The organism is Streptomyces sp. NPDC051561 (genome assembly GCF_044454195.1).
Lineage (GTDB): Bacteria > Actinomycetota > Actinomycetes > Streptomycetales > Streptomycetaceae > Streptomyces.
In genome coordinates this window covers 367154-390101 of the sequence record NZ_JBITDM010000002.1, presented here as the reverse complement: position 1 = coordinate 390101, position 22948 = coordinate 367154, and the positions used below count along the sequence as shown (strand labels likewise).

Annotated in this window: 20 protein-coding genes and 1 pseudogene; 13 read left to right on the top strand and 8 right to left on the bottom strand. The window is 70.9% G+C overall.

The window, feature by feature from the left end; all coding sequences use genetic code 11:
• Nucleotides 1-147 precede the first annotated feature (147 nt).
• Nucleotides 148-1425, bottom strand: coding sequence for an MFS transporter (locus ACIA73_RS06070; protein WP_399437075.1), 1278 nt, complete (start codon nt 1423-1425; stop codon nt 148-150).
• A 201-nt stretch (nt 1426-1626) separates the two neighbouring features.
• On the opposite strand from ACIA73_RS06070, the gene ACIA73_RS06065 reads away from it, so the two are divergent.
• The 3 genes from ACIA73_RS06065 (at nt 1627) to ACIA73_RS06055 (ending at nt 4182) form a co-directional block, all read left to right on the top strand.
• Nucleotides 1627-2265: a DUF6758 family protein gene (locus ACIA73_RS06065; RefSeq protein ID WP_399437074.1), complete on the top strand. Its 639-nt coding sequence runs from the start codon at nt 1627-1629 to the stop codon at nt 2263-2265.
• 233 nt (nt 2266-2498) lie between these two features.
• On the top strand, nt 2499-3365 hold the full coding sequence (locus ACIA73_RS06060) for a PHP domain-containing protein (protein WP_399437073.1): 867 nt from the start codon (nt 2499-2501) through the stop codon (nt 3363-3365).
• Between the two features lie 211 nt (nt 3366-3576).
• Nucleotides 3577-4182 carry a MarC family protein gene (locus tag ACIA73_RS06055; protein ID WP_399437072.1) on the top strand — a complete coding sequence of 202 codons (606 nt, stop codon included), beginning with the start codon at nt 3577-3579 and terminating at the stop codon, nt 4180-4182.
• Nucleotides 4183-4288: 106 nt separating this feature from the next.
• On the opposite strand, the gene ACIA73_RS06050 is transcribed toward ACIA73_RS06055, so the two are convergent.
• A complete protein-coding gene (locus ACIA73_RS06050; RefSeq protein ID WP_328396803.1) occupies nt 4289-4441 on the bottom strand; it encodes a hypothetical protein in 153 nt (50 codons plus the stop codon).
• A gap of 244 nt (nt 4442-4685) precedes the next feature.
• Between ACIA73_RS06050 and ACIA73_RS06045 the strand changes: the two genes are divergently transcribed.
• Nucleotides 4686-5612, top strand: coding sequence for an NYN domain-containing protein (locus ACIA73_RS06045; protein WP_399437071.1), 927 nt, complete (start codon nt 4686-4688; stop codon nt 5610-5612).
• Nucleotides 5613-5623: 11 nt separating this feature from the next.
• On the opposite strand, the gene ACIA73_RS06040 is transcribed toward ACIA73_RS06045, so the two are convergent.
• Nucleotides 5624-6499, bottom strand: a complete 876-nt coding sequence (locus ACIA73_RS06040; RefSeq protein WP_399437070.1) for an alpha/beta fold hydrolase — start codon at nt 6497-6499, stop codon at nt 5624-5626.
• Between the two features lie 283 nt (nt 6500-6782).
• Complete coding sequence (locus ACIA73_RS06035; RefSeq protein ID WP_399437069.1) at nt 6783-8966, bottom strand: DEAD/DEAH box helicase; 2184 nt, start codon at nt 8964-8966, stop codon at nt 6783-6785.
• Nucleotides 8967-9333: 367 nt separating this feature from the next.
• On the opposite strand from ACIA73_RS06035, the gene ACIA73_RS06030 reads away from it, so the two are divergent.
• On the top strand, nt 9334-10095 hold the full coding sequence (locus ACIA73_RS06030; RefSeq protein WP_399437068.1) for a ferritin-like fold-containing protein: 762 nt from the start codon (nt 9334-9336) through the stop codon (nt 10093-10095).
• 82 nt (nt 10096-10177) lie between these two features.
• Here ACIA73_RS06030 and ACIA73_RS06025 read toward each other — a convergent pair whose 3' ends face one another.
• The 4 genes from ACIA73_RS06025 to ACIA73_RS06010 all read right to left on the bottom strand — a co-directional run bounded on the left by ACIA73_RS06025 (nt 10178) and on the right by ACIA73_RS06010 (nt 12188).
• A complete protein-coding gene (locus tag ACIA73_RS06025; RefSeq protein WP_399437067.1) occupies nt 10178-10447 on the bottom strand; it encodes a hypothetical protein in 270 nt (89 codons plus the stop codon).
• 282 nt (nt 10448-10729) lie between these two features.
• A complete protein-coding gene (locus tag ACIA73_RS06020) occupies nt 10730-10957 on the bottom strand; it encodes a DUF3107 domain-containing protein (protein ID WP_399437066.1) in 228 nt (75 codons plus the stop codon).
• A 133-nt stretch (nt 10958-11090) separates the two neighbouring features.
• The gene (locus ACIA73_RS06015; RefSeq protein ID WP_399437065.1) at nt 11091-11732 is read right to left on the bottom strand and encodes a TetR/AcrR family transcriptional regulator; all 642 of its coding nucleotides are present in this window, start codon (nt 11730-11732) and stop codon (nt 11091-11093) included.
• A 228-nt stretch (nt 11733-11960) separates the two neighbouring features.
• Nucleotides 11961-12188, bottom strand: a complete 228-nt coding sequence (locus ACIA73_RS06010) for a hypothetical protein (protein WP_399437064.1) — start codon at nt 12186-12188, stop codon at nt 11961-11963.
• A 145-nt stretch (nt 12189-12333) separates the two neighbouring features.
• On the opposite strand from ACIA73_RS06010, the gene ACIA73_RS06005 reads away from it, so the two are divergent.
• From ACIA73_RS06005 to ACIA73_RS05970, 8 genes and pseudogenes are all read left to right on the top strand, one after another.
• Complete coding sequence (locus tag ACIA73_RS06005; RefSeq protein ID WP_399437063.1) at nt 12334-13410, top strand: alpha/beta fold hydrolase; 1077 nt, start codon at nt 12334-12336, stop codon at nt 13408-13410.
• 170 nt (nt 13411-13580) lie between these two features.
• On the top strand, nt 13581-15047 hold the full coding sequence (locus tag ACIA73_RS06000) for a DUF3152 domain-containing protein (RefSeq protein ID WP_399437062.1): 1467 nt from the start codon (nt 13581-13583) through the stop codon (nt 15045-15047).
• Between the two features lie 88 nt (nt 15048-15135).
• Nucleotides 15136-15234, top strand: a complete 99-nt coding sequence (locus ACIA73_RS05995; protein WP_399437061.1) for an Ms4533A family Cys-rich leader peptide — start codon at nt 15136-15138, stop codon at nt 15232-15234.
• Between the two features lie 197 nt (nt 15235-15431).
• On the top strand, nt 15432-17171 hold the full coding sequence (locus tag ACIA73_RS05990; protein ID WP_399437060.1) for an ABC transporter substrate-binding protein: 1740 nt from the start codon (nt 15432-15434) through the stop codon (nt 17169-17171).
• A gap of 2 nt (nt 17172-17173) precedes the next feature.
• Complete coding sequence (locus ACIA73_RS05985) at nt 17174-18175, top strand: ABC transporter permease (protein ID WP_399437059.1); 1002 nt, start codon at nt 17174-17176, stop codon at nt 18173-18175.
• On the top strand, nt 18172-19161 hold the full coding sequence (locus ACIA73_RS05980; protein ID WP_399437058.1) for an ABC transporter permease: 990 nt from the start codon (nt 18172-18174) through the stop codon (nt 19159-19161). Before ACIA73_RS05985 ends, ACIA73_RS05980 begins: the two co-directional genes overlap by 4 nt.
• On the top strand, nt 19158-20810 hold the full coding sequence (locus ACIA73_RS05975) for a dipeptide ABC transporter ATP-binding protein (protein WP_399437057.1): 1653 nt from the start codon (nt 19158-19160) through the stop codon (nt 20808-20810). The genes ACIA73_RS05980 and ACIA73_RS05975 overlap by 4 nt, the downstream gene beginning before the upstream one ends.
• A 258-nt stretch (nt 20811-21068) precedes the next feature.
• Nucleotides 21069-22868 (top strand): annotated as a pseudogene (locus ACIA73_RS05970) (DUF3492 domain-containing protein); the annotation flags it as partial.
• Between the last annotated feature and the right edge of the window lie 80 nt (nt 22869-22948).

The following is a 22948-nucleotide window of genomic DNA, read 5'->3' as shown; positions in this document are numbered from 1 at the left end:
CAGGTTCGTCTTCGTCCGGCAGGTGCGTCCGGCCGTTGTCCGGTGTCCTGCCGGTACGAAGGTGATATCCGGCCCGCGCCCCTGTCGAGAGGCCGGCTGTCGCCCGTGACCATGGGAAACGGGCAACACCCCGGGAAACACGCCCGGTCAGGCGAAGACGGTGACGCCGTCCTCGGTGGCGTGCACCGGCTGGAGCTCCTCGGCCCGGTGGGTGAGGGCCTTGCGGCGTACCAGCACCACCACCGCACCCAGCACCGCGGTCACCGCCGCGACCACGAACGGCATGTGGATGTCGCTCCACTCCTCGATCTTCGGCGCCAGGAAGGGGGCGGCCGCCGCCGCGAACCAGCGGACGAAGTTGTAGCCCGCGCTGGCCACCGGCCGGGGGGCGTCCGAGACGCCGAGCGCCAGCTCCGTGTAGACGGTGTTGTTCACACCGATGAAGGCGCCGGAGACGATGGTGCAGACGATGGCCGTGGTGTGGTTCCCGTAGCCGAGGACCAGCAGGTCGACGGCGAGCAGGAGCAGGGAACCGCCGAGGACCTGGAGCGAGCCGAAGCGCCGCTGCATGCGCGGGGCGACCAGCACCGAGAACACGGCGAGCAGCAGACCCCAGGCGAAGAAGACCGCGCCCGACTTGTACGGCGTCATGTTCAGCACGAACGGCGTGAAGGCCAGCACGGTGAAGAACGCGTAGTTGTAGAAGAACGACGAGGCGGCGACGGAGGCCAGACCGCCGTGGCCGAGCGCCTTGATCGGGTCGAGCAGCGAGGTCTTCCTGACGGGCCTGGGCTGTTCCCTGAGGAACGCGACGATGCAGAGGAAGCCGATCGCCATCAGCGCCGCCGTTCCGAAGAACGGGTAGCGCCAGCTGGCGTTGCCGAGCGCCGCGCCGAGCAGCGGGCCGCACGCCATGCCGAGGCCGAGCGCCGATTCGTACAGCAGGATCGCGGCGGCGCTGCCGCCGGCCGCCGCGCCGACGATCACGGCGAGCGCGGTGGAGACGAAGAGCGCGTTGCCCAGCCCCCAGCCGGCCCGGAAGCCGACCAGTTCGCCGACGGAGGAGGAGGTTCCGGAGAGCGCGGCGAACACGACCACCAGGGCGAGACCGAGGAGGAGGGTCTTCTTGCCGCCGATGCGGCTCGAAACGAAGCCGGTGACCAGCATCGCGACCGCGGTGATCAGGAAGTACGAGGTGAAGAGCAGGGAGACCTGGCTCGGGGTGGCGCTCAGGCCCTTGGCGATGGACGGGAGGATCGGGTCGACGAGCCCGATGCCCATGAACGCGACGACGGACGCGCCCGCCGTCGCCCAGACCGCCTTCGGCTGGCGCAGGAGGCTGCTGGTGGCGCCGTCCGCGCCCTCGTCGAAGGGGTCGGTGCCCTCTTGCGCTTCCTTGGCCGCGCCGTGCTTGCCGTGCTGCATGGCCTCTCCGCTCTCCACTAGATCGTTGCGATATACAAACAATAAGTTAGGTCGGCTAATGAATGCAAGCTACATCTAGTTTTGGCCGGTGGGAGGGCTGGGGAGAGTTACGGCAGCGTCGGTGCACCTTTGCCGAACGGCACGCGTCGGTCGGGTGATCGTCCTTGACGGGGCGTCGAGCGGGGAGGACTGTTGGGCGCTATGAGGGGCGAACCCAGTTGCCCGAAGTGCGGAGGCCGGGTCAGGGCGCCCGGTCTCTTTGCCGACACCTGGCAGTGCTCCGTGCACGGGGCCGTGCATCCGCTCCAGCCGGTGCTGCCGCCCAGCGTCGAAGCCCTCGCGGTCGCGGTGAACCGTGCCCGGGTGCCGGCCTGGATGCCGTGGCCGCTGCCGGTGGGCTGGCTGTTCAGCGGGATCGCGTACGCCGGTGACGACCGCAGTGGCGGCCGGGCCACCGCCGTCGCCTGCTCCGGCCCTGGACCGCTCGGCGGATTCGGTGAACTGCTTTTGGTGGCAGAGGAGTTGGGGGTCGGTCTCGGCGCGCGTTACGCGGGCATCGACGGCCCCGACCCCGGCGCCCACATCGCCATGGAGAAACCCCCGGTCACCAAGCTCCTCGCGGCCGGCCGCCCGACCCCTCTGTGGCATGTCTCCGGTACGCCGGCGGACCGTGCGGTCTTCGCGGGCGAGGCGCGCGGGCTCTGGCTCTGGGCGATTGTCTGGCCGGAACAGTCGGGTCTGCTGATGTACGACGAACTGGTGCTGACCGACCTGCGCGACGCGGGCGCGGAGGTCGAGCTACTGCCCTGCGGGGCGCTGTCACCGCGGATTCTGGCGTAGGGGCGGGGGTCCGGCTGGGGGATTGCCGGATCGGGGGACCGAGGGATCGAGGCATTGCCGGATCGCCGGATCGAGGGATCGCCGGATCAGGGGATCGAGGGATCGAGGAATCGGAGAATCCGGGGATTGCCGGATCGTTGATTTGTCGTACTGGCACCTGACCTGGGGATGTTCGAATCCCCGTTACTCTTGACGCGTCCCTTCCGTCCGCCCCTGCCCCTGGAGTACGCGTCGTGCGCATCGACCTGCACACCCACTCCACGGCATCCGACGGCACCGACACCCCCGCCGAGCTGGTGCGCAACGCCGCCGCGGCCGGTCTCGACGTCGTCGCACTCACCGATCACGACTCGGTGCGCGGCCACGCGGAAGCGATCGACGCACTCCCCGAGGGACTGACCCTCGTCACCGGCGCCGAACTGTCCTGCCGTCTCGACGGCACCGGAATGCACATGCTGGCGTACCTCTTCGACCCCGAGGAGCCCGAGTTCGCCCGCGAGCGCGAGCTGGTCCGCGACGACCGGGTGCCGCGCGCCCAGGGCATGGTCAGCAAGCTCCAGGCCCTCGGCGTCCCGATCACCTGGGAGCAGGTCGCCCGGATCGCGGGCGACGCCTCCCTGGGTCGCCCGCACATCGCCGAGGCACTCGTCGAACTGGGCGTCGTGGACACCGTCTCCGACGCCTTCACCTCCGAGTGGCTGGCCAATGACGGCCGGGCGTACGTCGACAAGCACGAACTGGACCCCTTCACCGCCATCCGCCTGGTCAAGGCCGCGGGCGGGGTCACCGTCTTCGCGCACCCCGGCGCCGCCAAGCGCGGCGACACCGTACCGCTGACCTCGATAGCCGAGTTGGCGGCGGCCGGCCTCGACGGCATCGAGGTCGACCACATGGACCACGACGAGTCCGACCGCGCCCGGCTGCGTACCTTCGCCGCCGAACACGGCCTGCTCGCCACCGGTTCCAGCGACTACCACGGCAGCCGCAAGACCGTCCGGCTCGGGGACTACACCACGCACCCCGACGTCTACGGCGAGATCACGCGGCGCGCGACCGGTGCCTTCCCGGTGCCCGGCGCGGGTGGACGCCCGCGCGCCTGAGCCCTCCCGGCCCACGGCGCACCACCGGTACCGGACCCCACGACCTCCGGCACCGGACCGCACGACCCCGGAGTGCATGACCCCGGACCGCGTCAACGCGGCCGCGGAGGCCCCCGGCGCCGTACGAGACGAAACCCCTCATGTTCCGCACCCGAGTCGTGCCCGTGCGCCCGCCGCACCACGGCGCGGCCCTCTCCTGCAAGGCCTCACTGTGTTCGACTTCGCTGTCTTCGGATCCCTCTTTCTCACGCTTTTTGTGATTATGGACCCCCCTGGGATCACCCCGATCTTCCTCGGCCTGACCTCCGGCCGGCCTGCCAAGGTGCAGCGCCGGATGGCCTGGCAGGCGGTGGCCGTCGCGTTCGGCGTGATCGCCGTCTTCGGCCTCATCGGCCAGCAGATCCTCGACTATCTGCACATCACCACCCCCGCGCTGATGATCGCGGGAGGGCTCCTGCTGCTGCTCATCGCGCTCGACCTGCTCACCGGCAAGAACGAGGAGCCGACCCAGACCAAGGACGTCAACGTCGCCCTGGTCCCGCTCGGCATGCCGCTGCTCGCCGGGCCCGGCGCGATCGTCTCGGTGATCCTCGCCGTGCAGCACAACAGCACCGTCGTCGGTCAGATCTCGATCTGGTCCGCGATCATCGCGATGCATGTGGTGCTGTGGCTGGCCATGCGCTTCTCGCTGGTGATCATCCGTGTGATCAAGGAGGGCGGTGTGGTGCTGGTGACCAGGCTCGCGGGCATGATGCTCTCCGCGCTGGCCGTGCAGCAGATCATCAACGGCATTACCCAGGTCATCCAGGGCAGCTGACGCCAAGGCTGCCAAGGCTGTCAGGGCTGTCAGGGCTACGGAAAGCGCCCCCGTGCACGTGCTGCACGGGGGCGCTTTCTCGGTCTTCTTCGGTACGTCGTCGGTGTTACGAGGCCGTGGTTTCGGCCGGGCGGATGTAGATGCGCTGGCCGATGGAAGCGGCCTGCTGCACGATCCGGTTGACGGAGGCGGCGTCCACGACGGTGCTGTCCACGGCGGTGCCGTCAACATCGTCCAGTCGCATGATTTCGAAGCGCACGCGCTTCTCCCTTCGTCTGATCCTCCTGCTGGAGAACTGTGGTGAATGTGTGGGGTGCGTGTGGCGCGATTGCCGCACGTTCCATACGGGTACAACGAGCCTCCCCGGAAAAAGATTCCCTACGCTAAAGAAAATTTTCGCGAGGCTAAGTATTGTTGCGGTGGCGTGACGGTGGAGCCCCCCGCGCCGCCTCGGGGGACACCGGTTGTGCAGCGGCTCCGGCGCCCCGGACAATGGGCTGCGTATGGACGACGCACAGCCTTCGGGCCCCACCGACAGCGACCGGATCAGCTCACTCGCCGATCGTCTGGACCGCACCAACGAGCTGCTCACCCGCATGCTCGCGGAGGTCGCCAAGACCCCCTCCACCCACGCGATCTTCGTCGACGCCGGCTATGTCTACGCGGCGGCGGGCCTGCTGGTCACCGGCACCGAGGACCGGCGTTCCTTCGACCTCGACGCGGAAGGCCTGATCGAGGCCTTCATCGACAAGGCTCGCACGATCTTCGCGGACAGTCGGCTGCTCCGCGTCTACTGGTACGACGGTGCCAGGCGCCGCATCCACACCACCGAGCAGCAGACCATCGCCGAGCTCCCCGACGTCAAGGTCCGCCTCGGCAACCTCAACGCCAACAACCAGCAGAAGGGCGTCGACTCCCTCATCCGCACCGACCTGGAGTCACTCGCCAGGCACCGCGCGATCAGCGACGCCGCGCTCGTCGGCGGCGACGAGGACCTGGTCTCGGCGGTCGAGGCGGCGCAGGGGTACGGCGCCCGGGTCCACCTGTGGGGCATCGAGGCCGGTGAGGGCCGCAACCAGGCCGAACCCCTCCTCTGGGAGGTCGACAGCCAGCGCACCTTCGACCTGGAATTCTGCAAGCCGTACGTCTCCCGGCGCCCGGTCACCACCTACGAGCAGGAGAACGGGCCCGCGCCCAAGCGCGAGGACGTCCGCTTCCTCGGCGCGCAGATCGCGGCGAAGTGGCTGTCCGAGCGCGGCCGGCAGCAGCTCGGTGAACTGCTGCCGGGGCGGCCCTATCTGCCGGGCCCGGTCGACCAGGAACTCCTCGTCGAGGCCGAGCGGATGCTCCAGCGCTCCCTGCGCGGCCACTCCGACCTGCGGCGCTCGCTGCGAGACGGGTTCTGGCAGCACCTTCAGTCGCAGTACTAGCGGTACGGGCTTCAGCGGTACGAGTCCCAGAAGCCGACCAGGGCCCGGGTGGTCTCGTCCGGGCGGTCGGTGTTGGGGGAGTGGCCCGCGCCCTTGATCACCGTGCGGTGTGCGCCGAGACGTACGGCCATGTCGTCGAGCAGCGGCACCGGCCAGGTGTCGTCGACCGTGCCGGAGAGGACGTGCACGGGCAGGCCGAGGGTGTGCAGTTCGGGGATGCGGTCGGGTTCGGTGGTGAGAGCGCGGCCGGTCGCGATCAGCTGGGCCGGGCTGTGCAGGAGCCAGCGGTGGCGCAGTGCCTCCTCGTGTTCCCGGTCCTTGCCCTCGGTGTCGGTCTCCTCAGGAACCGGGGTCTCCATCGCCTGCATCGCGTCCCAGACCTCGCCCATGTCCATGAAGCCGAGGGCCTGGGTCAGCAGGGCGACCTTCTCCTGTTGCGAGGGGTCGACCTCGGCGGGGCCCGAGGACATCAGGGTGAGGGTGCGGAAGGGGGCGGGGTCCAGGAGGGCGGCGGCCCGCGAGATCTGGCCGCCGAGGGAGTGGCCCAGCAGGTGGAGCGGGCCGGGGGTGTCGGTGAGAGCGGTGGCCTGGGCGAGTACGTCGCGGGCCAACTCGGCCTGGACGTAAGGGGATTCGTCGTCCCGTGGGCCCTCGGACTCGTACTGGCCGCGGCCGTCGACGGCGACCGCGTGGTAGCCGGCCCGGGCGAGGGGGACGAGCATCGCGATGAAGTCCTCCTTGCTGCCGGTGAAGCCGGGCAGCAGGAGGACGGTGGCGTGCGGAGCGGAATCGGGTTCCGCCTGGAGAGTGGCGAAGGTACCGCGCGGCGTGTGGAGGGGGACGGCACGGGTGCCGGGGGGTGGGGTGAAGGTGGGCGGCCTGCTCATGGGGGTGAGGTTACCGGGGGGTTGGGGAGTGCGGGGCGGGCCCTGACGGAGTCACGCCCGCGCGCCGCTGCCCCGGCGGAGCCCCCCCCGCGCGCCGCTGCCCCGGCGGAGTCACACCTCCCGCGCTGCGCCCCCGTCGGCGGGGGCCACGGTTCCGCGACCCCCGCCGCCCCGGCCCGCCCCCGCCCCCGTACCCCGTACCCCGGCCCCAGGTACGCCGATGGCCCCGGCCCGCCCCCGGTGAAGGGGGAGGGCCGGGGCCATCGGCAAGAGGGGGAGAGGGTCAGCTCTCCGGGGTGCTGCGGCGCGGGGCGCGGCGGCGGCGCGGCTTGGCGTCGGCCTCCGGCTCCGCGGTGCTGGCGGCGGCCTTGGGGGCTGCCTTGCGCGGAGCTGCCTTGCGGGGGGCGGCGGCGCGGCGGCGGGGCTGGGTGGGCTCCGGCTCCGGCATCGGCGCCATCTGGAAGTCGACGTCCGGCTCCGCGGAGACGCGCGCCCGGACGGGGCGCTTCAGGCGGGGGCGGGCCGGAGCTTCCAGCGCGGGCAGGTCGGCCGCCCTGACGGCCGGCGCGGCAGCCTTGGCGCGGCTCGGCCTGGCAGCCCGGACGGGCTTGGCGGCCGGAGCCTCGGCGGTCGCCGCGGTGGACGCCTCCGGGCTGACCGCGGCCCTGGCACGGGACTTCCGGGCCCGGGGGGCCGGAGTGTCCGTGGCCGGAGCCTCGGCGGGGGCCTCGGTGCTGACCGCGGCCTTGCGGGTGCGGGTACGCGACTTGGGGGCGGCCGGGGCCTCCTCCACCGCCGTGACCTCGGCGACCGGTGCCTGGGCGACCGGAGCCTCGGTGACCACCGGCGCCTCGGCGACGGCCGTGGCCGAGGACGACGAGGCGGTCGGGCGGGTCCGGCGACGACGGCGCGGCGTACGGGGCTCCGAGGAGTCGGAGTCCGGAACCGGAGCGGAGTCGACCGGCGCGGTGACGGCCGCGGCCGCCTCCGCGACCGGCGTCTCCGCCGAGTCCGAACCCCCACGGGTCCGACGGCGCTGACGCGGCGTACGCGTACGGGAAGGACGCTCCTCGGTCACCACCGGGGCAGCGGCGGCGGACTTGCGGCCACGGCCGCCCGTCTCGCCCAGGTCCTCGACCTCTTCCGCACGGAGACCCGCGCGGGTGCGGTCGGCCCGGGGCAGTATGCCCTTGGTTCCGGCCGGGATGGAGAGGATCTCGTAGAGGTGGGGAGAGGTGGAGTACGTCTCCTCGGGCTCGTCGAAGGGCAGGTCCAGCGCCTTGTTGATGAGCTTCCAGCGCGGGATGTCGTCCCAGTCGACGAGGGTGACGGCGATGCCCTTGGCGCCTGCGCGGCCGGTGCGGCCGACGCGGTGCAGGTACGTCTTCTCGTCCTCGGGGGACTGGTAGTTGATGACGTGCGTGACGCCCTCGACGTCGATGCCGCGGGCGGCGACGTCGGTGCAGACCAGTACGTCGACCTTGCCGTTGCGGAAGGCGCGCAGCGCCTGCTCGCGGGCGCCCTGGCCGAGGTCGCCGTGCACGGCGCCGGACGCGAAACCGCGCTTCTCCAGCTGCTCGGCGATGTCGGCGGCGGTGCGCTTGGTACGGCAGAAGATCATCGCGAGCCCGCGGCCGTCGGCCTGGAGGATGCGGGAGACCAGCTCCGGCTTGTCCATGTTGTGGGCCCGGAAGACGTGCTGCGTGATGTTCTTCACGGTGGCGCCCTCGTCGTCCGGCGAGGTGGCGCTGATGTGCGTGGGCTGTGTCATGTAGCGACGGGCCAGGCCGATGACGGCGCCGGGCATGGTCGCGGAGAACAGCATGGTCTGACGCTTCGGCGGAAGCATCTTCATGATCTTCTCGACGTCGGGCAGGAAGCCCAGGTCCAGCATCTCGTCGGCCTCGTCGAGGACGAGCGCGCGGATGTGGGACAGGTCGAGCTTCTTCTGACCGGCCAGGTCGAGCAGGCGGCCCGGGGTGCCGACGATGATGTCGACGCCCTTCTTGAGCGCCTCGACCTGCGGCTCGTACGCGCGGCCGCCGTAGATGGCGAGCACGCGCACATTGCGCGCCTTGCCCGCGGTCAGCAGGTCGTTGGTGACCTGCTGGCACAGCTCACGGGTGGGTACGACGACCAGGGCCTGCGGGGCGTCGGTCAGCTGCTCGGGCTTGGCCCGGCCCGCCTCGACGTCCGCGGGGACGGTCACTCGCTCCAGGAGCGGCAGGCCGAAACCGAGGGTCTTGCCCGTACCGGTCTTGGCCTGGCCGATGACGTCGCTGCCCGAAAGCGCGACGGGGAGCGTCATCTCCTGGATGGGGAAGGGGGACGTGATGCCGACTGCCTCAAGGGCTTCGGCCGTCTCGGAAAGGATCCCGAGGTCTCGGAACGTAGTCAGTGTGCTGCCTCTTCTGTGAGACGCGACATGACGCGAACAACGGGGGTCAGTACCGTGCCTGGGTCTCATCCGGCCTTGGGAGGACCGGGTAGGCGCGGGACCACTGCCATTGCTCCAGCGCGCGTGCCGCTGAGGGTTCCCTCGTCTGCCGGGGTGCTTGTGCACCGCCCGCACGGAGGGCTGTCGGGTCGGAGCCGATCGGGCCACCGACCGGGCATCCTCATTCGGATGGCCTGCAGAGTCGCGTACGAACCGGAGTGCGTAGGCATGAGAGCTCAGCAAGCGCATTACCACTGTACCCCGGATTCGCGCATGTGTGTTGGGTGAATTCGTCAGGTTGGTGTGGCGGCCGTGCGTCGGGTGGTCGCTGACCAGGCCCTGCCCGGGCCCCCGCTGTCATCTGGTCCTACGGACGCGGAGCGCTATTGTGCGCTTTATGGAGACGTCTGACACCCCCGCCGAAACCCCCGCCGCAGCATCCGTGGAAAGCGCCGCCGCCCCGACCGGGATCGCCGCCCAGGACTGGGCCACCGCGTCCGTGGAGCCGACGTACCGTGCCGCGGTCGTGGACCTGCTCGGTGCGCTGGCCTACGGCGAACTGGCGGCCTTCGAGCGGCTCGCCGAGGACGCGAAGCTCGCGCCGACGCTGGGTGACAAGGCGGAACTGGCGAAGATGGCCTCCGCCGAGTTCCACCACTTCGAGCGCCTCAGCGGCCGGCTCGCGGAGATCGACGTCGAGCCGACCGCCGCGATGGAGCCCTTCGCCAAGGCGCTCGACGACTTCCACCACCTGACCGCGCCGTCCGACTGGCTGGAGGGCCTGGTCAAGGCGTACGTCGGCGACTCGATCGCCAGTGACTTCTACCGCGAGGTCGCAGCCCGGCTGGACACCGACACCCGCTCGCTGGTGCTCGCCGTCCTCGACGACACCGGGCACGGGAACTTCGCGGTGGAGAAGGTGCGCGCCGCCATCGAGGCCGACCCGCGGGTCGGCGGACGGCTCGCGCTCTGGGCGCGGCGGCTGATGGGTGAGGCGCTCTCGCAGGCCCAGCGGGTGGTCGCCGAGCGCGACTCGCTCTCCACGATGCTGGTCGGTGGGGTCGCGGACGGCTTCGACCTGGCGGAGGTCGGCCGGATGTTCTCCCGTATCACCGAGGCCCACACCAAGCGGATGGCCGCACTGGGGCTGGCTGCTTAGGCGGTAGCCGTACGAGTTGGGCGGTAGCCGCACGAGCCGCTCCGGCGGTGGCGGTACGGGAGGGACGGCGGCGCAGCGGAAGCTACGCCGCCGCTGAACGGCGGCGGATCCGGCGGGTCGGGCGCAGCAGCAGCGACAGTGCGACGGCGCCCACCACGCTCGCGCCGAGCAGGGTGGCCAGCAGATGGCCGGGACCGACGGCCATATGGGTCAGCCAGGCGCCGAAGAGGGCGCCGAGCAGGCCCGCGGTCATGACGTGCGAGCGGGACGGCAGGCGCTCGGGCAACCTGGACACGGCGGCCCAGGCAAGGGCGAGGCCAAGGATCACAGAGCCGAGTGCTTCCAGGATCATTCCGGTTCCCTCCTGCGCTGCAACGGGGCAAATTGGGTCGTAGCCCGTCTTACCCGGGGGGTGCGGAACGCAATCCTCTAAAGGCTTCCCGGCAGGCGAACGGCCCGTGCACGGGCGGAAATCCGAGCCCGGACGCACCGGCTCGTGCCGGGAAGTGGAACCCGAGAAGGTCCGTACCGGGAGCGGCAACGGCCCGTGCCGGGAGTGGGACCGGGAACACGAGAACGGCCCGGCGGGAAGTCCCGCCGGGCCGTTCTCGTGTCTGCGTACTGGTTCTGCGTACTAGAGGGCGCCGAAGCCCACTCGACGCTGCGTCGGCTCACCGATCTCCACATAGGCGATCCGGTCCGCCGGAACGAGGACCTTGCGGCCCTTGTCGTCGCTGAGGGTGAGCAGCTGCGCCTTGCCGGCCAGCGCGTCGGCCACCGCGCGCTCGACCTCTTCGGCGGACTGCCCGCTCTCCAGAACGACCTCCCGGGGTGCGTGCTGCACGCCGATCTTGACCTCCACGGCTATGTCCCTCCGACGATCTGGGTCGGCGCGGTCGACCCGCGCCGTACGTCCCGCCACATTAGCCCGGTGAGGGGACGTGATCGGCTTCCCGGGGGCATGCCGGGAGCGAACACGGCGAATCGGCCCTGGCTCAGACCTGGTCCGTGCCGTGCAGCGGGAAGCCGGCGATGCCGCGCCAGGCGAGCGAGGTGAGCAGCTGGACGGCCGTCTCACGGGGGATGGTGGAGTTGCTGGAGAGCCAGTAGCGGGCCACCACCTGCGAGACCCCGCCCAGGCCCACTGCCAGCAGCATCGACTCGTCCTTCGAGAGGCCGGTGTCCTCCGCGATGACCTCGCTGATCGCCTCGGCGCACTGGAGCGAGACCCGGTCCACGCGCTCGCGCACGGCGGGCTCGTTGGTCAGGTCCGACTCGAAGACCAGGCGGAACGCGCCGCCCTTGTCCTGGACGTAGGCGAAGTAGGCGTCCATGGTGGCGGCGACGCGCAGCTTGTTGTCGGAGGTCGAGGCCAGTGCGGTGCGCACGGCCTGGAGCAGCGACTCGGTGTGCTGGTCGAGGAGGGCCAGATAGAGGTCGAGCTTGCCGGGGAAGTGCTGGTAGAGCACCGGCTTGCTGACGCCCGCGCGCTCGGCGATGTCGTCCATCGCCGCCGCGTGGTAGCCCTGCGCGACGAACACTTCCTGCGCCGCGCCCAGGAGCTGGTTGCGTCGGGCCCGGCGTGGCAGGCGGGTGCCCCGTGGACGTGCCGCCTCTGTTTGCTCGGTGGCTGTCACGCCGCCTCCCATGTCTTTCAAGTTCACGGACCTCATCACCGCACGGCTGTTCCGTGTGATGTGCGCCGCGGCGGCCATCGTACTTTTGGGTAACCCGTGTGTGCGCGGTGCGGACGCAGAATTTCACGGAGCGGACACCGCGTGAAGGCTGATCAGGTTTCGGTAGGGGCCGACGGCGGTCGGATAGGTGGTGATACCGGTGGGGATCGCCCGGTACCGTCCGCGCGATCAGCGGTAGTCGTCCTCGTCGAGTGGCACCGTGCGCGACTGTTCTGTGGCGTCCGCCTCGTCGGCGGCTGCCGGGTCGAAGGCGGGGGTGGGGTCCTGGTGATCAGGGATTACGTCGGTGTGCTGCTCGGCGGTGTCGGCCTCGGGTGCCTCGTCGCTGAGCGGCGTGCCCCCTTCCGTTTCCTCGGCGGGGTAGGTCTCCGGGTCGGTGGGGTCCATGTGCGTCATGGTGTTCCGCCTTTCCGGGGCGTACGCCGTCATGCCGCGCGTACACGCCCTGATCCGAGCGTAGGAGCACGGAGGGGCGCGCGCCATGCGCCCTGTGACCGCGAACACACGAGCCCCTGCGTGATCGTCTCGTAACATTGACGCCATGTCTTCGACCGAGCTGCCGCAAGCCGGCGCAGCCGCCCCACTGCCCCTGGTCAGTGCCGTCAAGGTCGCGGAGGGGGAAGAGCTGCGGTCCGTCGCCCTGCGGGGGCTGACGCTGACCGTCCGGTCCAGGCCCCCGGTCCGCACCGGACTGCCGCCGGCGCTGTACGTCCACGGGCTCGGCGGATCCTCGCAGAACTGGTCCGCGCTGATGCCCCTGCTCGACGGCGTCGTCGCCGGCGAGGCACTGGACATGCCGGGATTCGGCGACTCCCCGCCGCCCGAGGACGGCAGCTACTCGATCACCGGGCAGGCGCGTGCGGTGATCCGTTATCTCGACGCGAGCGGGCGCGGTCCGGTGCACCTGTTCGGCAATTCGATGGGCGGGGCGGTGTCCACGCGGGTCGCCGCCGTCCGCCCCGACCTGGTGCGCAGCCTCACCCTGATCTCACCGGCGCTGCCGGAGCTCCGGGTGCAGAAGACCGCGGTGCCGACGGCGCTGCTCGCGATTCCCGGGGTGGCGGGCCTGTTCGCCAAACTCAGCAAGGACTGGACGGCGGAGCAGCGCACGCGCGGGGTGACCGGGCTCTGTTACGGGGATCCGGGGCGGGTTACGCCGGAGGGTTTCCGGGCGGCCGTGGACGAGATGGAGCGCAGGCTTCAACTGCCGTACTTCTGGGACGTGATGACCCGTTCCGCGCGGGGCATCGTGGACGCCTACACCCTCGGTGGCCAGCACGGACTGTGGCGGCAGGCGGAGCGGGTGCTCGCGCCGACCCTGCTGGTGTACGGCGGGCGGGACCAACTGGTGGGGTTCCGGATGGCGCGTAAGGCTTCGGCTGCGTTCCGTGATTCCCGGCTCCTGAGTCTTCCGGACGCCGGACATGTGGCCATGATGGAGTACCCCGAACTGGTGGCCGACGCGTTTCTCGGGCTCATCGGGGACAGTGGTACGAGCGAGAACAGCGATGCGGGCCGGAGCGGCGGGGTGGATGCGACCGACGCGGCTGCTGAGGACGGGGCCGCCGTCGCGGATGACGGCGTACGTGCACAAGTGCAGACGGAAACTAGGAGCTGATCCGGCGCGTGGGACGTCATAGCCGCCGAGGTGGCGCACCCCAGGGTGCCGACGAGAACCCCGGTATATCCGGCGCTGCCCCGACGGGCCCGTCGGGTGCGCCCGCGGACGGTCGGCGTCGGCGGGGCGGTACGGGTCCCCTGCCGCGCGTCCAGGACGGCACCGGGCAGGTGCCGCGCATACAGGAATCCACCGGGCAGGTGCCGCGCTTCCAGCCGCACCACCTGGCGGGCGGACCGGCGCAGCACTTTCCGCAGGGACTGCAGCAGCCGGTCCGCGGCGGCCATCCCGAGCAGCGCGAGGCCGGGGGCGGCTGGGGCGACCCGGGGTCCTACGGCAGGGGCGAGGACACGGGCAGCGGACGGTACGGCGACTGGGTCGGGGCGCCGCGAGGTGCGGCGTACGCCCCGCCGTCGCCGCGGCCGCCGTCCGGGGTCGGACTGGGCGCACGGGTCCCGGGAGCGCGGCCTGCGGGGCCGCACGCGCCCGGGCCGCACGGACCTGGTCCGCACGCGCCGGGCCCGCACGCGCCGGGCCCGCAGGTTCCTGGTCCGCAGGTTCCTGGTCCGCACACCGCGCGACCCCACACCTCCGGGCCCCACGCCTCCGGACCCCACGGCCCCCGGCAGGACTTCGTCGCGGCCTTCGACGGGCCGCAGCCGCGCGTCCCGCAGCAGCGGCGGGGCGGCCGGGATCCGTACGAGGCCGTCACCGACTGGGACGAGGCGGCAGCCGTCAACGGCGATCTCGCCGACCCCGACGACGCGGACTTCTTCGCCGACACCGCGGCCCCGCGCACCAAGCGGCGCCGCGCCCGCACCGTCACCGGGGTGTCGGCGGCGGCGCTGACCGTCGCGCTGGCGGTCGTCGTCACCGTGCAGCAGCAGGGCTCCCACGGCACCGGCGCCAAGGACACGGCGGCCTCCGAGGCGGCGCAGCGCAAGCTCGCCGAGGGGAGCCCCTCGCGCGACGAGGACCGGCAGGCACCGCAGGGCGGCGCCGAGGTCAAGGCCGCCCCGAAGACGTACGAGCAGCGTCTTGCGCAGAAGCTGGAAATGGCCCCGGACCAGCACGGGCCGAACACCTTCGACGTCATTCCGGGCGAAAGCCCGGCACCGCACAGGGCGAAAAAGACCTGGACGTACCGGGTGGATGTCGAGAAGGGGATGGGGCTCGACGGCAACTTCTTCGCGGACGCCCTGCAGAAGACCCTGAACGACAAAAGGAGTTGGGCGGGGAACGGCGAGATGGCGTTCCACCGGATATCGAAGGAGAAGGACGGGAAGAAGCCCGACTTCGTCGTGACCCTCGCCACTCCCTACACCACCGATATCTGGTGCGAGAAGTCGGCGCTGAACACCATCGACCAGAACGTCTCCTGTGATTCCGCCGCCACCGAGCGCGTGATGATCAATGCCTATCGCTGGGCCGGGGGTTCGCCGACCTTCGGCCCCGGCAAGCTGATGGAGTACCGGCAGATGCTGCTCAACCACGAGGTCGGACACCGGCTCGGACACGGCCACAAGGACTGTGCGACGGACGGTGCGCTCGCCCCGGTGATGATGCAGCAGACCAAGACACTGGAGACCGGATCCAAGAAGTGCAGGCCCAACGCCTGGGTGCATCCGGAGAGTTGAGCGGTGACCGCCGGGCGGTGACCAGTATGTGAGACGCCGTCTCACAGCAAGATTGACATGCCCGGCGGGGTCGTTCATATTTCTCGGCATGTCACCCCGCCACGCAGCCGCCACCGAACGCGAAGCCATTGAGCTCGCGCTCCTCGGTGTGACCGCGCACTGCGTCGCTGACATTCTCTGTAGCTGACGCCCGCCCCGTTGCGCGTGCGTCGGAAATCCTTTGTGACGACCTGATTCAGCCGCGCCCCGGGCCCGTACATTTCCGCCCGCAGGCGCGGCATTTCACTGTTTCCGTGTGAAACCCTTTCGGGATTCCGTGCGCCTGCGTGTGTATTCCGCGTGTTCCGTTGCCGCACCGGCAATTTCCGAGAGGCCTTCTCCACGATGCGTACGCCGCGCCGTACATCCGCCATATCCCGACGAGCCGCCGTGATAGCCGCCGGTGTCGCCCTCACCACCCTGGCCACCGCCTGCGCCGGACCGCAGGGCGACGGCGCCGGAACCGCGAACGCGGGCGGCAAGGCCGGGGCCCCGCAGCAGGGCGGCACCCTCCAGGTCCTCAACCGCAAGCCGCAGAGCGACTTCGACCCCGCCCGCCTCTACACCTCCGGCGGCGGCAACGTCCCCTCCCTGGTCTTCCGCACCCTCACCACCCGCAACCGCGAGGACGGCGCAGCGGGCACCAAGGTGGTCCCGGACCTCGCCACCGACCTCGGCAAGCCCAGCAAGGACGCCACGGTGTGGACGTACACACTGAAGGAAGGCCTGAAGTACGAGGACGGCACGCCCATCACCAGCGCCGACATCAAGTACGGCATCGAGCGCTCGTTCGCCGCCGAACTCTCCGGCGGCGCGCCCTACCTGAGGGACTGGCTGATCGGCGGGGCCGACTACCAGGGCCCGTACAAGTCCGGGAAGGGACTCGACTCGATCGAGGTCCCGGACGCGCGGACGATCGTCTTCAAGCTCAACAAGCCGGAGGGCGAGTTCCCCTACCTGGCGACCCAGACGCAGACCACGCCGGTACCGAAGGCCAAGGACACCGGCACCAAGTACGAGGAACACCCGCTCTCCTCCGGCCCGTACAAGGTCGTCAAGAACGAGAACGACGGCGAGCGGCTGCTGCTGGAGCGCAACCCGCACTGGGACGCCAAGACGGACGAGGAGCGCAAGGCGTACCCGGACACGATCGACGTACGCTCCGGACTCGACGCCTCCGTCATCAACCAGCGGCTCTCCGCGAGCGCCGGCCCGGACGCCGCCGCCGTCACCACCGACAACAACCTCGGCCCGGCCGAACTCGCCAAGATCGTCGGCGACAAGAAGCTCGCCGACCGCGTGGGCACCGGCCACTTCGGCTACACCGACTACCTCGCCTTCAACCCCAAGGTGAAGCCCTTCGACAACCCGAAGGTGCGCCAGGCCGTCGCCTACGCCGTCGACCGCTCCTCCGTGGTCAACGCGGCCGGTGGCTCCTCGCTCGCGCTGCCCGCGACCACCAGCCTGCCCCCGCAGAAGTCCTTCGGCTACGTGAAGTACGACCACTTCCCGGCCGGTGAGTCCGGCAACCCGGCCAAGGCGAAGGAACTCCTGAAGGAGGCGGGTTACGAGAAGGGACTGACGATCACCCTCGCGCACTCCAACGCCAAGGGCGCGGAGAACGGCCCGGAGATCGCCACCGCACTCCAGGACGCCCTGAAGAAGTCCGGCATCACCCTGGAACTCAAGGGACTTGAGGACAACGACTACAGCGACACCGTGCACAGCGTGAAGAAGTCCCCGGGCCTCTTCCTCGCCAGCTGGGGTGCCGACTGGCCGTCCGGCGGCCCCTTCCTGGCGCCGATCTTCGACGGCCGCCAGATCGTCAAGGACGGCTCCAACTACAACACCGCGCAGCTCGACGACCCGGCCGTCAACAAGGAGGTCGACGAGATCAACAAGCTGACCGACCTGTCGGCCGCCGCCGCGCGCTGGGGTGCCCTCGACAAGAAGATCGGTGAGCAGGCGCTGACCGTGCCGCTGTTCCACCCGGTCTACAAGCGGCTGTTCGGCAAGGACGTCAAGAACATCGTGATCAGCGACTGGACCGGTGTGCTGGACGTGTCCCAGGTAGCGGTCAAGTAACCATGAGCGAAGCTTTGCTGGCCCAGGAGGTGGGGGCGGCGCCGGTCGCCGTCCCCGCCTCGGGGGCCGTTCAGTTCTGGCGGCGGCTGCGTGCGCAGCGGGCCGCCCTGGTCGCGGCCGGTGTGGTCGCCCTCCTGGTGCTGGTGGCGCTGGCCGCGCCGCTGCTCGCCGCACTGGAGGGGCAGGATCCCAACTCCTTCCACCCCGCGCTGGTCGACTCGGCGTCCGGCGGGGCGCCGCTCGGCTCCTTCGGCGGCATCAGCGCCGACCACTGGCTCGGCGTGGAGCCGCAGACCGGCCGCGACCTGTTCGCCCGGGTCGTGTACGGCGCGCGGGTGTCGCTGGGCGTCGCCTTGGTGGCGACCGTCCTCCAGGTGTCCCTCGGCCTGCTCATCGGGCTTGCCGCCGGACTCGGCAGCCGCACCGTCGACCAGGTGCTCAGCCGGATCACCGAGGTGAACGTGGCGATGCCGCTGATGGTGATCGCCCTGGCGCTGCTGGCCATCGTGCCCGCGGAGTTCCCCCGTCCGGTGCTCATCGCGCTGGTCGTGGGCGCCCTCGGCTGGGCGGGCACCTCCAAGCTCGTACGGGCGCAGACCCTCACGCTCAAGTCACTGGACTACGTCTCCGCCGCCCGGCTCAGCGGCTGGGGCACGTGGCGGATCGCCCGCCGTGAACTGCTGCCCTCGCTGGCCGCACCCGTCCTCACCTACACCGCGCTGCTGCTGCCGCAGAACATCGTGGTCGAGGCCGCGCTGTCCTTCCTCGGCATCGGCATCAAGCCGCCGACGCCCTCCTGGGGACAGATGCTCACCGACGCCGACGTCTGGTACCAGGCGGCGCCCACCTATCTGCTGATCCCGGCGGCCCTGCTCTTCGTCACCGTGCTCGCGATGACCGTGCTCGGCGAGGGCGTCCGCACGGCACTGGACCCGCGGACCCGGTCCCGGCTGGGCGCCACGGGCCCCGGCTTCCTCCGCCGCAAGAAGGGCGCAGCCACGTGACCGGCTTCCTGCTGCGCAGGCTCGGCGGAGCACTCTTCGTGCTCTGGGCGCTGAGCGTGCTGCTCTACCTGATCTTCTACGTCGCACCCGGCGACGTCGCGCAGATCGCCTGCGGTCCGCGCTGCTCACCCATCCAAGTGGCGCAGGTCCGTGACCAGTTGCGACTGGACGACCCGCTGTGGGTGCAGTACGCCCACTTCGTGCAGGGTATTTTCGCCGGCCGCGACTACTCCTCGGGCACCGGGGTGCTGCACTGCGACGCGCCGTGCCTGGGGCTCTCGTACCAGAGCGACCAGCAGGTCACCCAACTCATCCTCACCAAGCTGCCGGTCACCGGGTCGCTGGTGGTCGGCGCGCTGGTGCTGTGGCTGCTGCTGGGCGTCGGCACCGGAGTGCTCTCGGTGTGGCGGCGCGGGCGGCCGACCGAGCGGGTGCTGACCTGGCTCACGCTGGCCGGAACCGCCACGCCGGTCTTCGTGATCGGACTGCTGCTGATCATCGCGTTCTGCTCGACGCTCCAGTGGCTGCCCTTCCCGACGTATGTGCCGTTCACCGAGAACCCCGAGCAGTGGGCGTGGAACCTGCTGCTGCCGTGGGTGTCCCTGGCCGCCATCGAATCCGCCAAATACGCGCGGCTGACCAGGAGTTCCATGCTGGAGACCCTTGCCGAGGACCATGTGCGGACCTTCCGTGCCTACGGGGTGAGCGAACGCTCACTGGTGGGCCGGCACGCGTTGCGCGGCGCACTCGCGCCGGTGATCACGCTGACCGCGATGGACGTCGGGACGATGTTCGGCGGTGCGGTGCTCACCGAGTCGCTGTTCGGGCTGCCCGGTATCGGGCGGGAACTGGTGGAGGCGGTCAAGGTGGTCGATCTGCCGGTGGTGGTCGGGATGGTGCTGGTGACGGGATTCTTCGTGGTGCTGGCCCAGGCGGTCGCGGACGTGCTGCACGCGCTGGCCGACCGACGGGTGGTGCTGGCATGAGCGAGCTGCTGGTGGAGGTCGAGAATCTCTCCGTGACGTTTCCCGGCGGGATCGCCGCCGTACGGGAGCTGTCGTTCGCCCTGCCCAAGGGGGGCGCGCTCGCGCTGGTCGGCGAGTCCGGGTCGGGCAAGAGCGCCACCGCGTCCGCCCTGCTCGGGCTGCACCGGGGGAGCGGCGCCAGGGTCGAAGGCCTGGTGAGGGTCGCCGGCGTGGACGTGGGCAGGGCCTCGGAGGCCGAACTCCGTGCGCTGCGCGGCGCGAAGGCCGCCATGGTCTTCCAGGACCCGCTCTCCTCCCTGGACCCCTACTACGCGGTGGGCGACCAGATCGCCGAAGTCGTCAGGGTGCACCGGAAGACCTCCCGCCGGGCCGCCCGCGCCCGCGCCGTGGAGGTGCTGGACCGGGTGGGCATTCCCGACGCGGTACGCCGGTCCAGGTCGCGCCCGCACGAGTTCAGCGGCGGGATGCGCCAGCGCGCCCTGATCGCGATGGCCCTCGCCTGTGCGCCCGAACTCCTCATCGCCGACGAACCGACCACCGCCCTCGACGTCACCGTGCAGGCCCAGATCCTGGACCTGCTGCACGGGCTGCGGCGCGAGGAGGGGATGGGGCTGCTGCTGGTCACCCATGACGTGGGGGTGGCGGCGGAGAGCGTCTCCGAGGTACTGGTGATGCGGGAGGGGCGGGCGGTGGAACGCGGTGACGTGGACCAGGTGCTGGCCGCGCCCGCCCGGACGTACACCAAGGCCCTGCTGGAGGCGGTGCCCCGACTGGACGGACCGCTCAAGGAGCCCTTCCGTCCGGTGGGCGAGCCGGTGCTGGAAGCGAAAGCGCTGCGCTGGGAGTTCGGGCGCGGCAAGAAGACCGTGACCGCCGTCGACGACGTCTCGCTGACCGTGCGCCGGGGCGAGACCCTCGGCATCGTCGGTGAGAGCGGCAGCGGGAAGACCACGCTCGGGCGGATGCTCGTGCGTCTGCTGGAGCCCACCTCGGGCCGACTCCGTTACGGGGGTACGGAGATCGGCCCGGGGCGGGCATCCAGCGAGCCGGGCGGACCGGGCGGGCGGGGCGCACCGGGCGCACCCGTGGTGCAGATGGTCTTCCAGGACCCGGTGGCCTCGCTCAATCCGCGCCGCAGCATCGGCGAATCCATCGCCGACCCACTGCGCGCGGCCGGTGAACGCGACGATCGGGTGCTGCACAACCGGGTGCGTGAACTCCTGGAGCGGGTCGGGCTCGACCCCGACCGCTCCGACCGTTACCCGCACGAGTTCAGCGGCGGCCAGCGCCAGCGCGTCGGCATCGCCCGCGCGCTGGCCCCCTCGCCGCAGCTGGTGGTGTGCGACGAACCGGTCTCCGCACTGGACGTCACGACACAGGCGCAAGTGATCGGTCTGCTCGGTGAATTGCAGGACGATCTGGGGCTCTCGCTGGTCTTCATCGCGCACGACCTGGCGGTCGTCCGGCAGGTGAGCGATCGGATCGTGGTCATGCGGGACGGGAGGATTGTTGAACAAGGTGACGTGAGGACGGTCTACGGATCCCCTTCGCAGCCGTACACCCAGCAGCTCCTCGCCGCCGTGCCCACCCTCGATCCGGTGCTCGCGGCAGTGCGCAGGGCGGCCCGCAAGGAGCTGGTGGAGGTCTGAGGTCCGGTGGGCGCGGAGCGGTCCCACCGCGCTGCTCCACCGCACGTGCGCCGTATTCGCCACGCGTTTTATCACGCGCACGCACCTGTCTAGCGCGACGGAACGCGGAACGCGCGCGAAAGTTACGACTGTTCACCCCTTCCGGTGGTGCGATGGACAACCGTCCGTCGCACCACCGGCATGTCCGCATACGGTCGGTCCCGCTGCGAGTCGCCGGTTCAACGGCGGCTGCCCACAAGGGAGATCGGGGGTGGACACGTGCGGATCGGACTGCTTACGGAGGGTGGTTACCCGTATGCGACCGGTGAATCCAGGTTCTGGTGCGACCGGCTTGTGCGCGGGCTCGCGCGGCACGAGTTCGACATCTACGCCCTGAGCCGCAGTGCCGACCAGGAGGAGCAGGGGTGGCTGGAACTGCCGGCCCAGGTTGAGCGGGTGCGGACCGCGTCGCTGTCCTCCTCGGAAGCCGAGTTCAGGACGGCCTACGGGCGGCTGGACGGGCGGTGCGGGGGGCGCGGGTACGGGCGGCGCGAACGACGCCGTTTCGACGCGCACTTCGGGGAGCTGATCGGCGCCGTCTGCGGCAGTGAGGGTGACCGCGCCGGGGCCGGGGCCGGTACGGGGGCAGACGCCGGGACCGGTGCCGGGGCGACCCGGGCCAGGACGGCGGCGGAGCGTTTCTGCACCGGCCTCTACGGGCTGGCCGAACTCGCCCGCGAAAAAGGCGGGTTGCACACCGTCCTGCGCTCCGAGCGCACCGTGCGCGCCCTGGAGAGCGCCTGCCGCGCGCCCGGCGCACCCCGGGTCGTACAGACCGCGAAGGTCTCCGACTACCTGGTCTTCGCCGACCTCCTGGAACGCACCCTGCGCCCGCTCTCGCTGGACTGGTACGACGCGGGGGAGGGCGGCCTCGGGGACGTCGACCTGTGCCACGCCGCCTCCGGGGGCGCCGCCGCGCTGCCCGGACTGCTGGCCAAGCGGTTCTTCGGCGTGCCCCTGCTGGTCACCGAGTACGGCGTGCAGCTGAGGGCGCACTATCTGGCCGCCCAGGAAGCCGACTTGAGCGCTCCCGTACGGACGCTGCTCGCCGCCTTCCACGGGCTGCTCGCCGCCGAGGTGTACGCCCAGGCCGCCGTGATCACCCCGGGCAACGCCCACGCCCGCCGCTGGCAGGAGCGCTGCGGCGCCGACCGGGCCAAGCTGCGCACCGTGTACCCGGGTATGGAGGCGGCCAGGTTCGCCGAGGTCGGCGAGTCGGACGGGGCGGGCGCGGACGGCACGCTGGTCTGGGTCGGACGGGTGGAGCCCGCCAAGGACCTGGTCGCGCTGCTGCACGCGTTCGGCGAAGTGCGCAAGGCCGAACCGGACGCCCGGCTGCGGATCATCGCCGCCCCCCTCGCCGAGGACGACGGCACCGGCCGCGCCTACCTCGCGCACTGCCGGGCGCTGGCCTCCCACCTTTTCCCCGACGAGGCGCGCGGCGCGTACGAGGCGGGGGAGAGCCCGGTCTCCTTCGAGGAGATCGGCGGACCCGAGGCGCCGGGGCTGGCGGACGCGTACGCGGCGGGCTCGGTGGTCGTGCTCTCCAGTGTGGTCGAGGGCTTCCCGATCGGTCTGGTCGAGGCGATGTTCTGCGGGCGGGCCACGGTGTCCACCGATGTGGGCGCGGTCGTCGAAGTCATCGGCGGTACGGGCCTGGTGGTACCGCCGCGCAACCCGCGTGCGCTCGCCGACGCCTGCCTCGCGCTGCTGCGCGACCCGGAGCGCAGAGCGCGCCTGGGTGCCGCGGGGCGTGCGCGGGCGCTCGAACTCTTCACCGTCGAGCAGAATCTCGCGGCATTTCGCAGCATTTACCTGGAGCTGGTTTCGCATACCCCCGTGCGGCGCGAGGCGGTCGACGGAGACCCGCTGCCGTTCGAGCTGGCCGCAGAGGCATATGTGCCGGGGGCCTGGGCGGGGGTTTCGGTGGGGGCCGGTCACCGGGCCGGTCACGGTGCCGGTCACCCGTCCGAGGCGGCCTTCGGTAGGGACGGGACTGTTGCCCTGCCCGCCGTCGAGCGGAGGGTTCCGGACCTGGCGGCGTACGCACACCAGGAACGCGCCCACCAGAAGCAGGCCCACCAGAAGCAGGCCCACCA

Coding starts and splice junctions, on each gene's coding strand:
- ACIA73_RS05990 (WP_399437060.1), top strand. CDS start 15,432: ATGCGTACGCCGCGCCGTACATCCGCCATATCCCGACGAGCCGCCGTG.
- ACIA73_RS05975 (WP_399437057.1), top strand. CDS start 19,158: ATGAGCGAGCTGCTGGTGGAGGTCGAGAATCTCTCCGTGACGTTTCCC.
- ACIA73_RS05995 (WP_399437061.1), top strand. CDS start 15,136: ATGTCACCCCGCCACGCAGCCGCCACCGAACGCGAAGCCATTGAGCTC.
- ACIA73_RS06065 (WP_399437074.1), top strand. CDS start 1,627: ATGAGGGGCGAACCCAGTTGCCCGAAGTGCGGAGGCCGGGTCAGGGCG.
- ACIA73_RS06045 (WP_399437071.1), top strand. CDS start 4,686: ATGGACGACGCACAGCCTTCGGGCCCCACCGACAGCGACCGGATCAGC.
- ACIA73_RS05985 (WP_399437059.1), top strand. CDS start 17,174: ATGAGCGAAGCTTTGCTGGCCCAGGAGGTGGGGGCGGCGCCGGTCGCC.
- ACIA73_RS06035 (WP_399437069.1), bottom strand. CDS start 8,966: ATGAGACCCAGGCACGGTACTGACCCCCGTTGTTCGCGTCATGTCGCG.
- ACIA73_RS06070 (WP_399437075.1), bottom strand. CDS start 1,425: ATGCAGCACGGCAAGCACGGCGCGGCCAAGGAAGCGCAAGAGGGCACC.
- ACIA73_RS06010 (WP_399437064.1), bottom strand. CDS start 12,188: ATGACGCACATGGACCCCACCGACCCGGAGACCTACCCCGCCGAGGAA.
- ACIA73_RS06040 (WP_399437070.1), bottom strand. CDS start 6,499: ATGAGCAGGCCGCCCACCTTCACCCCACCCCCCGGCACCCGTGCCGTC.
- ACIA73_RS06025 (WP_399437067.1), bottom strand. CDS start 10,447: ATGATCCTGGAAGCACTCGGCTCTGTGATCCTTGGCCTCGCCCTTGCC.
- ACIA73_RS06005 (WP_399437063.1), top strand. CDS start 12,334: ATGTCTTCGACCGAGCTGCCGCAAGCCGGCGCAGCCGCCCCACTGCCC.
- ACIA73_RS06030 (WP_399437068.1), top strand. CDS start 9,334: ATGGAGACGTCTGACACCCCCGCCGAAACCCCCGCCGCAGCATCCGTG.